The organism is Candidatus Eremiobacteraceae bacterium, from assembly GCA_035710745.1.
Classification (GTDB): domain Bacteria; phylum Vulcanimicrobiota; class Vulcanimicrobiia; order Eremiobacterales; family Eremiobacteraceae; genus JANWLL01.
Genome location: DASTCX010000038.1, coordinates 36414 through 48383, shown reverse-complemented (window position 1 = coordinate 48383; position 11970 = coordinate 36414). Strand labels below are relative to the sequence as shown.

12 protein-coding genes are annotated in these 11970 nt (G+C 65.4%); 11 read left to right on the top strand and 1 reads right to left on the bottom strand.

Features of this window, described 5'->3' with window-relative positions; genetic code table 11:
• Nucleotides 1-209 precede the first annotated feature (209 nt).
• Nucleotides 210-401 (bottom strand): 50S ribosomal protein L28, encoded by a 192-nt coding sequence (gene rpmB / locus VFO25_13385; protein ID HET9343896.1) that lies wholly within the window; start codon nt 399-401, stop codon nt 210-212.
• Nucleotides 402-505: 104 nt separating this feature from the next.
• Here rpmB and VFO25_13380 point away from each other — a divergent pair, with 104 nt between their 5' ends.
• From VFO25_13380 to rlmB, 11 genes are all read left to right on the top strand, one after another.
• Nucleotides 506-2125: a DAK2 domain-containing protein gene (locus tag VFO25_13380; GenBank protein ID HET9343895.1), complete on the top strand. Its 1620-nt coding sequence runs from the start codon at nt 506-508 to the stop codon at nt 2123-2125.
• Entirely contained in the window at nt 2115-3137 is a 1023-nt protein-coding gene (plsX, locus tag VFO25_13375; protein HET9343894.1) for a phosphate acyltransferase PlsX, read from the top strand. Before VFO25_13380 ends, plsX begins: the two co-directional genes overlap by 11 nt.
• Nucleotides 3134-3979, top strand: a complete 846-nt coding sequence (locus tag VFO25_13370) for a DegV family protein (protein HET9343893.1) — start codon at nt 3134-3136, stop codon at nt 3977-3979. Before plsX ends, VFO25_13370 begins: the two co-directional genes overlap by 4 nt.
• Before the next feature lie 7 nt (nt 3980-3986).
• Entirely contained in the window at nt 3987-5198 is a 1212-nt protein-coding gene (hemW, locus tag VFO25_13365) for a radical SAM family heme chaperone HemW (GenBank protein HET9343892.1), read from the top strand.
• Nucleotides 5195-6202 carry a PIN domain-containing protein gene (locus VFO25_13360; protein HET9343891.1) on the top strand — a complete coding sequence of 336 codons (1008 nt, stop codon included), beginning with the start codon at nt 5195-5197 and terminating at the stop codon, nt 6200-6202. Before hemW ends, VFO25_13360 begins: the two co-directional genes overlap by 4 nt.
• A 5-nt stretch (nt 6203-6207) precedes the next feature.
• The gene (gene ispD / locus VFO25_13355; GenBank protein HET9343890.1) at nt 6208-6897 is read left to right on the top strand and encodes a 2-C-methyl-D-erythritol 4-phosphate cytidylyltransferase; all 690 of its coding nucleotides are present in this window, start codon (nt 6208-6210) and stop codon (nt 6895-6897) included.
• Complete coding sequence (gene ispF / locus VFO25_13350) at nt 6894-7370, top strand: 2-C-methyl-D-erythritol 2,4-cyclodiphosphate synthase (protein HET9343889.1); 477 nt, start codon at nt 6894-6896, stop codon at nt 7368-7370. Before ispD ends, ispF begins: the two co-directional genes overlap by 4 nt.
• On the top strand, nt 7367-8830 hold the full coding sequence (gene gltX / locus VFO25_13345; GenBank protein HET9343888.1) for a glutamate--tRNA ligase: 1464 nt from the start codon (nt 7367-7369) through the stop codon (nt 8828-8830). Before ispF ends, gltX begins: the two co-directional genes overlap by 4 nt.
• Nucleotides 8831-8989: 159 nt before the next feature.
• The gene (cysE, locus tag VFO25_13340; protein HET9343887.1) at nt 8990-9664 is read left to right on the top strand and encodes a serine O-acetyltransferase; all 675 of its coding nucleotides are present in this window, start codon (nt 8990-8992) and stop codon (nt 9662-9664) included.
• A complete protein-coding gene (gene cysS / locus VFO25_13335; GenBank protein HET9343886.1) occupies nt 9645-11111 on the top strand; it encodes a cysteine--tRNA ligase in 1467 nt (488 codons plus the stop codon). The genes cysE and cysS overlap by 20 nt, the downstream gene beginning before the upstream one ends.
• Entirely contained in the window at nt 11098-11901 is an 804-nt protein-coding gene (gene rlmB / locus VFO25_13330; protein HET9343885.1) for a 23S rRNA (guanosine(2251)-2'-O)-methyltransferase RlmB, read from the top strand. The genes cysS and rlmB overlap by 14 nt, the downstream gene beginning before the upstream one ends.
• The last annotated feature ends 69 nt before the right edge of the window (nt 11902-11970 follow it).

Sequence of the window (11970 nt, the reverse complement as noted above, 5' to 3'; positions counted from 1 at the left end):
CATCTACAACTTCGCGAACTTCTACAACACCCAGCGACCGCACAAAGCGCTCAACGGGAAGGCACCCCTGCACAAGCTCGCGCAGGCTCGCAAAGTGTAGCGTAGCTGTGTAGACCCTACACTAAAGCTCGACCGCTACACTTCTCCTAGGAAAAACTGCGGCGGTCGACCGTAAAGGTCGACCGCTCCAAGAATATGATCGGGTATGGTCAGACGGCGCGGGCGACGCGCTTCGATTTGAGGCAACCCGTGCATACCTTCGCGGTCTTCACGGTGCCGCGCTCGCGGATGCGAACGGATTGAAGATTGGGCAACCAACGCCGGCGCGTCTTGCGCATCGAGTGGCTGACGTTATTGCCTGCGACCGGACCTTTTCCGCATACGTCGCAACGTTTTGCCATGAGCTGATCCCTTTGAAAACAACAGGTCGCAACGCGACAACCCCCGTATGATACCACAAGCTGAGAAGCCCTTCAAGGGGCCTAAAAACGGGCGGGACATCAACGTGGAGCAAGTTACGACGTGTGACGGACGGCGATTTTCCGATTTCGTCGTCGCGGGCACGTATTTCTTGCGCAAGTACCGCACCGTCATCAACGATCTCAACGTCTTCCCGGTGCCCGACGGCGACACGGGCACGAACATGTTCTTCACGGTCCGCAGCGCGATGATCGAAGCGCGCAAAGCGCGAACTCCGGACCTCTCGAAAGTCGCCGCCGCAGCAGCCCAGGGCGCGCTCATGGGTGCGCGCGGCAATTCTGGCGTCATCATCTCGCAGATGTTCCGCGGCTTCGCGCATGCGGTGCGGCACAAGGAGTCGGTCCGCACGATCGAGTTCTCGTCCGCCCTCGGCGAAGCGGTTCAAGCCGCGCGTCAGGCGTTGCTCAAACCGGTCGAAGGCACGATCTTGTCGGTCGCAGCGGCAGCGCACGCCGCCGCGTTCAAAGCCGCGGTGAGCGAGCGCGCGTTCATTCCCGTCCTCCACGCGCTCGTCGACGCCGCGCAAGAAGCGCTCGAACGAACGCCCGATCAACTCGCCGTCCTCAAAGAGGCGAAGGTCGTCGACGCAGGCGGCGCCGGCTTCCTTTACTTCATGGAGGGCGTCATCCGGATGCTGCCCGGTCGAGCGCCGTACACGACCGCGTTCCCGCGCAAGCCGGTGCGCAAGACGACGTTCACGGCCCGGCAAAAAGTGGAGTCGAACCGTTTTTGCACCGAGTTCGTCATCGTCGGACCGAGCGCGAACGAAGATCAGCTACGCTCGCTCTTGACGGCGCACGGCGACTCGCTCATCGTCGCGGGCGGCGACGGAGCGATACGCGTCCACATCCATACCGACTATCCCCAAGAGGTCGCCGGCGTCGCGGGAAAGTTCGGCGACGTCCAAAAGCTCAAAGTCGACAACATGGAGGACCAGCACAACGTCCTCGTCGTCGACCGCGAAGCGAAGCCGCGCGGAATCGTCGCGGTCGTGCCCGGCGAAGGGTTCGCGAAGATATCGAAGGAGCTCGGCGCTGACGTCACCGTGCTCGGCGGCGCGACGATGAACCCGTCTGTGAAAGACCTGCTCGTCGCCGTCAACAAAGTGCTCGCACCCGTCGTCTATCTATTGCCGAACGACAAGAACGTCGTCCTCGCGGCTCGCCAGGTCGGCGAACTGACCGACCGGAAAGTCGTCGTCATCCCGACGCGGACGGTCGTCGACGGCGTCGCCGCACTGTTCTCGCTCGTCAACTTGCCGGAAGACGCGACGCCGGCGGCGGAAGACATAGCCGGAGAGTCGCAAATCGTCGCGAGCGGCTCGATCTTCCAAGCCGGCCGCGATGCGGAGATGGGCGGCGTCGCGGTCAAGCGCAGCCAACTCGTCGGCGCGCTCGATGCGCGCAACGGAACCGCGGAAAAACTCGTGGCCGGGGCCGACGCTCCATCGATCGCGGTAGCGATGATCGCGTCTGCAGGCGCCGGCGATGCCGGCCTTGCGACGATCTACTACGGCGGCAGCCGCAAACTCAAAGACGCCGAGGACATCGCCGGCGTCATCCACGAGACGTATCCCTCCATGACGGTCGAGACGTACTACGGCGGTCAGCCGTCATCCGAATTTGTGATATCGATTGAGCGCTGAATCGCCCCGCATATCGATCGACGCCATGGGCGGCGACAACGCACCGCGCGAGATCGTCGCCGGCACGCTCCAGGCGGCAGCCGCTTTCGACGCGCGCTTCATCCTCGTCGGCGACGAGAAGCAGATCGCGCCGCTCGTCGAGCAGGCAGCGCGTGGCGCGAAGATCGAGATCGTGCATGCGCCCGAGACCGTCGCGATGGACGAAGCGCCCGTCGCCGCCGTGCGCCGCGGCGCAGTGACGTCGATGGCAAAGGCATTCGAGCTCGTCCGCGACGGCGAGGCGGACGCCGTCTTTTCCGCCGGCAACAGCGGAGCGTTTCTCGCGTTCTCGATGATACGGCTGCGCCCGCTTGCCGGCATCGCCCGGCCTGCCTTCGCGACCATCTGGCCCGCGCGCAACGGCCCGATGCTCGTGCTCGACGCAGGTGCGAACGTCGATTGCAAGCCCGAGTGGCTCGTCCAGTTCGCCATCATGGGAAGCGCGTACTCGCGCGCCGTGCTTGGCGTCGACAGGCCGAAGGTCGGCCTGCTTTCGATCGGCGAGGAAGAGGGCAAGGGAAACGCGCTCATCGATGCGGCGACGCCGCTGCTCGCCGACGCGCCGATCGAGTTCGCAGGCAACGTCGAAGGACGCGACCTGCTGCTCGGGTCCGTCGACGTCATCGTCTGCGACGGCTTCGTCGGCAACGTCGCCCTCAAGTTGGCCGAAGGCGCGGGAGAATACATCTTCGGCGCGTTGAAGGAGGCTGCGACGACGTCGCTCGCGGCGCGGATCGGCGCGCTCCTTCTGCGGCCGAAGATACGCGAGATCCGCGGTCGCATGGATTATCGCGAGTACGGCGGCGCGCCGGTGCTCGGCGTCCGCGGCGTCAGTTTCGTCGGCCACGGCCGCACCGACAAAAAAGCGGTGGTCAGTGCTTGTCGCGCGGCGGTTCGCGCCGTCCGCCAAGACCTCGTCGGCACGATCGCCCGCGCGATCGCTCCGGCGAATGACGCGGAGGCGGCCCGATGAGCGGCCGCGTCGCGATCGTCACCGACTCGACGTCGGATCTGGGCGCGCTCGCCGGTCAGCACGGGATCGAGGTCGTGCCCCTCACCATCCGTTTCGGCAACGACGAGTTTCGCGACGGCGTCGATCTCAGCGAGGCGGATTTCTACCGCAAGCTCGAAGCGAGCCCGACGACGCCCATCACTGCACAGCCGACGCCCGCGCTTTTCGCCCAGACATATCGGCGTCTGCTTGACGGCGGCGCCGACCGCATCATATCCATCCACTTGCCTGCGACGTTGTCGGGCACGATCAACGCCGCGGCGATCGCCGCGAACGAGATCGGCGACGGCAAGGTCGACGTCCTCGATTCTCGGTCTGTGAGCGCCGGAATCGGCATTCTCGCACTCGACGCTGCGCGTCGAGCCGCGGCCGGGGAAGACGCCGACGCCATAGGGTCCGCGTTGCGCGCCGACGTGCCGAAGGTGCAGCTCTTCGCGACGATCCCGTCGCTGACGTACTTGGCGCGGGGCGGCCGGATCGGGCAGCTGAGCGGACTCGTCGGCAACGTCCTCAAGATCGTGCCGATCTTGACGATGGTCGACGGCACGCTCAAAGAACATGCAAAGGTCCGGACGTTCCAAAAAGCGGTCGATCAGATCGTCGACATCGCGACCGCGCGTCTCTCGGGGACGCACGGCGCTCGCGTCGCCGTGATCCACAGCATGGCGCCGGACCTCGCTCAAAGCGTCGCTGGCCGGATCTCGGCCGCGGCTGACCTTGGATCGCTTTACATCAGCACGATCGGGCCGACAGTCGGCACGCACGCCGGGCCCGGAGTCGTCGGCACTGTCTTCATCGTGTGAGCCGGATATGAGCTCCGACAGATACGCCGCCGTCTCCGACGACACGGCCGGCTGCTACGTCCACCTGCCGTTTTGCGATCGCATCTGCCCGTATTGCGATTTCGCGGTCGTGCGTCACGTCCAACAGCGCGTCGAACGCTACACGTCTGCGCTCGCGTCCGAGATCGAACGAAGTCCGTTGCCGGACAAACCGGTGCGGACGATCTTCTTCGGCGGTGGAACGCCGAGCGCGCTCGAGGCGAATCGTCTCGAGCGGCTGCTCGATCAGCTCTTCGAGCGTTTCGGAATACGACCGGGCTCGATCGAGTGCTCGCTCGAAGCGAACCCGAGCCGGAACGTCGATGACCTTCCGAAGTGGCGGCACGCCGGCGTCACGAGGGTCTCGATCGGCGTCCAGTCGCTCGATGACGGCGAGCTTCATCGGCTCGGCCGCGATCACTCCGCTTCGCAAGCGGAAGCGTTCGCTCGCGCGGCGCGACGTGCCGGGTTCGACAGCGTCTCCATCGATCTCATCGCCGGCGCGCCGGGTCAGACGGCGGGATCGTTCGCGACGTCGCTGGATCGCGCGATCGCGCTGGAGCCGGATCACATCTCCGTCTACGGACTGACGATCGAAGCGTCGACGCCGTACGCCGCGTGGCATGCGAGGGAGCCGGCGGCGTTTCCCGATGACGACGCGGTCGCCGATATGCTGACCGAGGCCGATGCGCGCCTCTCGTCCGCCGGATTCGAACATTACGAGCTGTCGAACTTCGCACGCCCCGGACATCGCTGCGAACACAACGTCGGCTACTGGCGTCAGCGGGACTGCATCGCGTATGGTATGTCTGCGGCGGGATACGATAACGGCGAGCGCTACCGCAACGAGCGCGATTTCGACGCGTATTGCGCGGCCATCGAGAAGGGCTCGTCGCCGCGCGCCGTGTTCGAACGCCTCGAACGAGGGCGCAGGATAGGCGAGGCGGCGATGCTCGCGCTGCGAACGGCGGACGGCATCGGCGATGCGGACTTCCTCAAGCGCTTCGGAATAGATATATCCGTCGCGTTCGCGGCCGCGATAAAAAAATGCTCAGCAAGGGGCCTTCTCGAAGCAGATGGGCATGGAGCGAGGCTGACCGCCACGGGTCGCCTGCTCGCCAACGACGTCTGCGCGGAGTTCCTGGTCCCGCAGATCGACGAACCGTCGGAACGAACTTCGAAGGGAGTGCCGATCGCTTGAGCGGCCTTGCGCGAGCCACTATCGCCGTCCTCGCCGGACTTATCGGTTGGATGGTAGCGCGCTTCGTCGCGCACCTCACGCCGAGCGAGGACGACATCATCGAATGGGGCGGCGCGCTCGCGCTCGCGCTCATCGCGTTCTTCGTCAGTCCGCAGATCGGCCGCATCCTCGACCGCGCGGCATCGGTCGTCGAGCTCAGCCTCGGCGGCATGTCGGCGTCCGAGGCGCTGTCGGGCGCGATCGGGCTGCTCATCGGTCTTATCATCATGTTCTCGGTGCGCGGGGCGTATCAGGACCTCCACATGTTCGAACGCTACGGCCCGGAGCCGTTCTACGCGCTCTGGCTGCCGATCGTCGCATTCTTCGCGTTTCTCGGATTTCGTATCGGACGCCAGCGCGCGAGGCGGTCGTCGACCGTCCAAGAGAAATTGCTCGACACTTCGGTCATCATCGACGGCCGCATCGTCGACATCGTCGGCAGCGGCTTCGTCGATGGTCCGCTCGTCGTGCCGCGCTTCGTCCTCGGCGAGCTGCAGATGCTGGCCGATTCGGCGGATCCCATCCGGCGAGCGCGAGGCAAACGCGGTCTGGAAGTGCTCGAGCGCCTGCGGGCGGCCAGCCGCGAGTTCCTCGTCGTCGATCAGCAGACCGAAGATCATGACGTCGACGCGAAACTCGTCACGCTCGCGCGCCGTCGCGGCGGCAAGATCTTGACGAACGACTACAACCTCAACCGCGTCGCGAAGCTCCAAGGCGTCGGCGTCCTCAACATCAACGAGCTGAGCAACGCCGTGAAGGCCGTCGCCCTGCCCGGCGAAGAGATGGCCGTTAGCATCATCAAGGAAGGCAAGGAGCAGAACCAGGGCGTCGGGTTCCTCGATGACGGCACGATGGTCGTCGTCGAGAACGGGCGCGAGCGGAAGGGCGAGCAGGTCGGCATAGAAGTGACGTCGGTGCTGCAGACCGCCGCCGGCCGGATGATCTTCGCGAAACTGAAGCGTTGAACCACGTGACCGCCATCGTCGCGGCAGCCGGGCGCGGCTCGCGGCTCGGCGTGCGCAAGCAGCTCCTCGATCTCTGCGGCAAACCTGTCGTCTCGTGGTGTCTCGACGTCATCGCGCACTGCGGCTGCGTCGACGATGTCGTCGTCGTGTGCGAGCCGGACGAGCGCGAGGAGTGCGAGCGGCTCGCGCGGGCGACGTGCGCGTCGAAGCTCCGCGCCGTCGTCACCGGCGGCGATCGGCGTCAAGATTCCGTACTCGCGGGCTTGCGCGCATCGATGCCCGATGCCGACTACGTCGTCATCCACGACGGCGCGCGCCCGTTCGTGACGGAAGACATGGTCGAGCGATCGCTCGCAGCGGCTCGGTTGAGCGGCGCGAGCGTCGTGGCGGTCCAGGTGAAGGACACGATCAAACAAGTGAGCGAGGGTGGCGTCGTCACGCGCAGTCTTCCACGCGAGACGCTTTGGGCGGCGCAGACACCGCAGGCATTTTCGGTCGACGCGCTCGTCCGCGCGTACGCAGCGGCGGAAGCAGAAGGGTTCGTCGCCACCGACGATGCGATGCTCGTCGAATGGGCCGGTACCGGGCAAGTGAGCGTCGTCGAAGGCTCGTACGACAATCTGAAGATCACGACGCCCGATGACCTCATCGTCGCGGAGCAGATCGTACGGCGCCGGGCGGCGTCGACGGCATGAGAGCTGGACTCGGCTACGACGCGCACCCGCTCGTCGCGGATCGTCCGCTCATCCTCGCGGGCGTAGAGATATCGTTCGGCCGCGGGCTCGAGGGCTTCTCGGACGCGGACGTCGTTGCGCACGCGGTCATCGACGCGATCCTCGGGGCCGCGGCGCTCGGCGACTGCGGCACGCACTTCCCGAGCGGAGATGCGAAGTTCGCGGGCGCGCGCAGTGTCGAGCTGCTGCACCAGGCGGTTGGGTTCGTCTCGGACGCCGGCTTCGCTGTCGGCAACGTCGACTGCACGATCGTCGCCGAGCGGCCGTCGCTCGCCCCGTACGTCGCGCGCATGCGCGACGAGCTCGCTGCTGCGATCGGCATCGAGGTCGGGCGCGTCAGCGTCAAAGCGAAGCGCACCGAAGGACTCGGCTTCACAGGCAGCGGCGACGGGATCGAGGCGTACGCCATCGCGCTCCTCGAAGACAAGCGGTGAGCGCCCTCGTCCGCGTCCGCTTCGCCCCTGCTCCGACGGGCTCGCTCCACGTCGGCGGCGCACGCACGGCGCTCTTCAACTATCTGTTCGCGCGTGGACGCAGCGGCACGCTCGTGCTGCGATCGGAAGACACCGATCTCACCCGCTCGTCGATCGAGTCGGAGCGGGTCATCGAAGACGATCTGCGCTGGCTCGGCCTCGATTGGGATGAGGGCGTCGATCGCGGCGGGCCGTACGGGCCGTATCGCCAGACCGAGCGGCGCGATCGCTACGGTCTCGCTGCGGCACGCCTGCTGGAAATCGAAGCCGCGTATCCGTGCTACTGCACCCCGGAAGAACTCGAGGCAGACCGTGCGGCCGCCGAGGCGCGCGGCCTCGCGCCGAAGTATTCCGGCCGCTGCCGCGAGCTGACGCACGCGCAGCGCAGCGCGTTCGAAAGCGAAGGCCGTAAACCGGCGATCCGCTTCCAGATGCCCGAGCGCGACGTCTACGTCGAAGATCTCGTGCGCGGCTCGGTCCACTTCCCCGCCGGCTCGATCGGCGATTTCGTCATCGTCAAGTCCGACGGCAATGCCGCCTACAACTTCGCCGCGGTCATCGACGACAGCGAGATGGCGATCACGCACGTGATCCGAGGCGACGAACATCTGCCGAACACGCCGCGGCAGGTGAGCCTCTACGAGGCACTCGGACTTCCGCTGCCGCTCTTCGCGCACGTCTCGATGATCCTCGCGCCCGACCATCAGAAACTGTCGAAGCGGCACGGCGCGACCGCTCTGAGCGAGTACCGGGAACAGGGTTTCGTGGCGCCGGCGCTCGTCAACTATCTGGCGCTCCTCGGTTGGTCGCCAGGAGACGATCGCGAGTTCTTCACGCTTGACGAGCTCGCGCGCGCATTTTCGATCGAGCGCGTGAGCAAAAGCCCGGCCGTCTTCGATCACGCGAAACTGCGCTGGTTCAACGCGCACTACGTGCGCGCGCTGCCGCTCGAGGAACGGGCGGCCCTCTTCATCGAGTGGGCCGCTCGCGATCCGCGCGTCGTGCAAGCGCCCGAGCTTGGCGACGCGAGGTGGCGAAAACGGCTCGCGGCCGCGATCGGCGATCACGTCGAGATCCTCAGCGACGTCGCACCCGCGGTCGAGGAACTGCTGCGCGACGACGTCACGCTCGGCGATGCGGCGCGCGACGTGCTCAAGGAAGGATCGGCGCGATCGCTCGTGGCCGAACTTGCCGAGGTCGCGCGCCGTTCGAACGCCGACGGGTTCGAGAATGCGACGTCAAGAGAAAGGCTCAACGAATTGGGCCGTCGTCACGGCGTCAAAGGCAAGGCGCTTTTCCAGCCCATACGACTTGCGGTGACGGGGATGGAACATGGCATCGAGCTGCCGTTGCTCTTGCCGCTGCTCGGCCCCGCACGCGTCGCGTCGCGCATCACCTCCGCGCTGTCGCAGGATTCGTGAACCTCGCACCAAACTAGCGTGCGTGATGACAATGGTGACGCGCCTCCTTCGGATGTTCTGCCCCGGTTGCTGCTGCGTCTGCTCGTCCTGCTGCTGTTGTTGATCGCGGCTCCAGCCGCCCATCACGCGTTTCACCCGTCACCTTAGAGCAGGACTTCCATGCGTCACGAATCGTTCTTCCAGTGCATCCGCCGCGACTGGCGCGCTTGTTTCGAACGCGACCCGGCCGCGCGCAACTGGCTGGAAGTGCTCCTGTGCTATTCCGGTTTCCACGCGATCTTCTGGCACCGCTTGACGCATCCGCTCTACCGTTTAGGCGTTCCCGTACTGCCTCGCGTCATGTCGCAGTGGACGCGGTTTTTCACCGGCATCGAGATCCATCCGGGCGCCGAGATCGCGTCGGGTCTCTTCATCGATCACGGCATGGGCGTCGTCATCGGCGAAACCGCTGAGATCGGACGCGATTGCACGCTCTACCAAGGCGTGACGCTCGGCGGCACGAGCTTGCAGCGCGGCAAGCGTCATCCGACGCTTGAAGACGGAGTCGTCTGCGGTGCGGGGGCGAAGATCATCGGCGCGATCGTCATCGGCGCGCGCTCGAAGATCGCCGCAGGCGCGGTCGTCGTGAAATCGGTCGCTTCGGATTCGACCGTCGTCGGCGTGCCCGGCCGCGTCGTCATGCAAGACGGAAAACGAGTCGCGGAACCGATCATACCGCAAGTCGACATGCCGGATCCGGAGGTCGAAGACATCGCGGCGCTCACCGCGCGGATCGATGCGCTCGAGGCGCGGATCCGTACCACCGAAGGGCAGCATGGCACTTCGGCTCTATAACAGCCTGACGAGGAGCGTCGAACCTTTCGAGCCGCGCACGAGCGGCTCGGCCGGTATCTACGTCTGCGGCATGACGCCGAGCTTCCACCCGCATCTCGGCCACGCACGTACCTTCCTCACGTTCGACGTGCTGCGCCGCCATCTGCGCAATCGCGGCTACAAGGTGACGTATGTCCAGAACGTCACGGACATAGAGGACAAGATCATCGAGCGCGCGGCGGCCGAGAACGTGCCGTGGCAACAGATCGTCGATCGCTACTACGGCGAGTATAAGAAGTGCGCCGAGATCCTCGGGATCGAGCCGCCGGACGTCGAGCCGTACGCGACGCGCGAGATGGCGGACATCGTCGATATCATCGCGGCGCTCGTCGCGCGCGACGACGCATACGAGACGGGTGACGGCGTCTATTTCTCGGTCCAATCCTTCCCGCGCTATTCCGAGTTGAGCAACCGCGACCTCGAAGAGCTGCGAGCGGGCGCGCGCGTCGCCAAACGCGAGGATAAGCGCGACCCGATGGACTTCGCCCTCTGGAAAAAAGCAAAGCCGGGCGAGCCGTCGTGGCCAAGCCAATGGGGTCCGGGCCGGCCGGGCTGGCATATCGAGTGCTCGGTGATGGCGCGCCGTTATCTCGGCGATCAGTTCGACATCCACGGCGGCGCGACCGATCTCATCTTCCCGCACCACGAGAACGAGGTCGCGCAGACCGAATCGGTCACGGGAAAACATCCGATGGCCCGCTACTGGATGCATGCCGGTCTTATGATGGTCGACGGGCAGAAGATGAGCAAGTCGCTCGGCAACTTCACGCCGCTCACCGACATGCTCGAGAAATACGAACCGGCTGCGATCCGCTTCTTGTTCTTGCAGACCGGGTATCGCAAGCCGACGAACTTCACCGAAGAGGCGATCGGTGCGGCGACCGAGGGATTACGACGGCTCTATGACAACGTCGATGCGCTCAGAACCGCCGCATCGACGACCGCGCTCGGTCGAGATGGATCTGGACTGCTTCCCGACCTTGCGACAGATGAGTTCGACGCCTTCCTCGACGATGACCTTAACACGGCCGGCGCCCTCGGCTGGCTCGTCAGGCGCATCCGCGACGAACGCGCGGCCGCGATGCGCGGCGAAGGGTCGCCGGCCGCGGCGGCGGCTCTGGCCGAGCGGTGCCTTCGTGCACTCGGCCTTCCGGCCGTCATGAGGTCGCGCGCCGATAAGGGGTTATCGGGGGAAGCACGCGAGCTGCTCACGGCCATTGTCAGCGATGGCGCCTCGTCGGTGACGGATGCTGAGTTGATCGACGCCGTCATCGCGCTACGCGATCAAGCGAGAGCCGCGAAAGACTTCAAGAAGTCGGACGAGCTGAGAGCGGAGCTGACGAAAGCGGGCGTGTCGATCAAGGACGGCAAGGCGGGCACCGAGTGGTCGTTGGATGGGTCGACGTAACGCGCCGCGGTCGACCATAAAGGTCGACCGCTCCAACGGCTCTTTGGGAGAAGCGATAGCCGGCGTCCACGCAGTCGCCGAGGCACTTGCGGCCGGCGAACGCATCGATAAAGTCATCATCGGCAAAGCGCGCACCGGCGATCCGGCGGTGCAAGCCATCGTGCGGTCCGCGAAGTTGGCGGGCGTTGCGGTGCAGATAGAAGGCGAAGAAGCATTTCGGCGCTTCGGAACCGAGCGGCACCAACACGTCGCTGCCGTCGTGAAACGCTATGTCTATGCGCGTTGGGATGAAGTCAGAGCGAAGGTCAAATCGACCCCGGACGCGCTCGTCGTCGTCCTCGACCACATCGAAGATCCCCAAAATCTCGGTGCCGTCCTGCGAAACGCCGAAGGGGCGGGAGCGACCGCCGTGGTCATTCCCGACCGCCGGGCAGCCGGCGTCACCCCTGCTGCTCGCCGGGCGGCCGCAGGCGCAGCATCACACATGCGGGTCGCCAGTGTCCCGAATCTGGTCCGTGCGATTGAAGACCTGAAGGCCGACGGGTGCTGGGTCTACGGCCTGTCGACCGAAGCCGGCGCGGCTGCGTATACTCAAATGGACATGCGTGGACGCTGTGTTATCGCGGTCGGAGCAGAAGGAAAAGGCCTATCGCGCGTAGTCGGCGAGAAATGCGATCGGCTGGCCCAAATCCCTTTGCGTGGCAAAGTCAAGTCATTGAACGCCTCCTCGGCCGCCGCAATAGCGCTTTTCGAAGCGGTGCGACAAAGGGCACAAACGCCGGTCGCTTGACGAACCGAGCGACGAACCCTATAATCGTACGAGGGCTGCTTCGGCGACGAAAGCCGAGCAAATATCAGG

What these genes read in the sequence shown, in the direction of transcription:
- rpmB (HET9343896.1), bottom strand. Translation starts at nt 401, where the DNA reads ATGGCAAAACGTTGCGACGTATGCGGAAAAGGTCCGGTCGCAGGCAAT.
- VFO25_13370 (HET9343893.1), top strand. Translation starts at nt 3,134, where the DNA reads ATGAGCGGCCGCGTCGCGATCGTCACCGACTCGACGTCGGATCTGGGC.
- hemW (HET9343892.1), top strand. Translation starts at nt 3,987, where the DNA reads ATGAGCTCCGACAGATACGCCGCCGTCTCCGACGACACGGCCGGCTGC.
- ispF (HET9343889.1), top strand. Translation starts at nt 6,894, where the DNA reads ATGAGAGCTGGACTCGGCTACGACGCGCACCCGCTCGTCGCGGATCGT.
- cysE (HET9343887.1), top strand. Translation starts at nt 8,990, where the DNA reads ATGCGTCACGAATCGTTCTTCCAGTGCATCCGCCGCGACTGGCGCGCT.
- cysS (HET9343886.1), top strand. Translation starts at nt 9,645, where the DNA reads ATGGCACTTCGGCTCTATAACAGCCTGACGAGGAGCGTCGAACCTTTC.
- rlmB (HET9343885.1), top strand. Translation starts at nt 11,098, where the DNA reads ATGGGTCGACGTAACGCGCCGCGGTCGACCATAAAGGTCGACCGCTCC.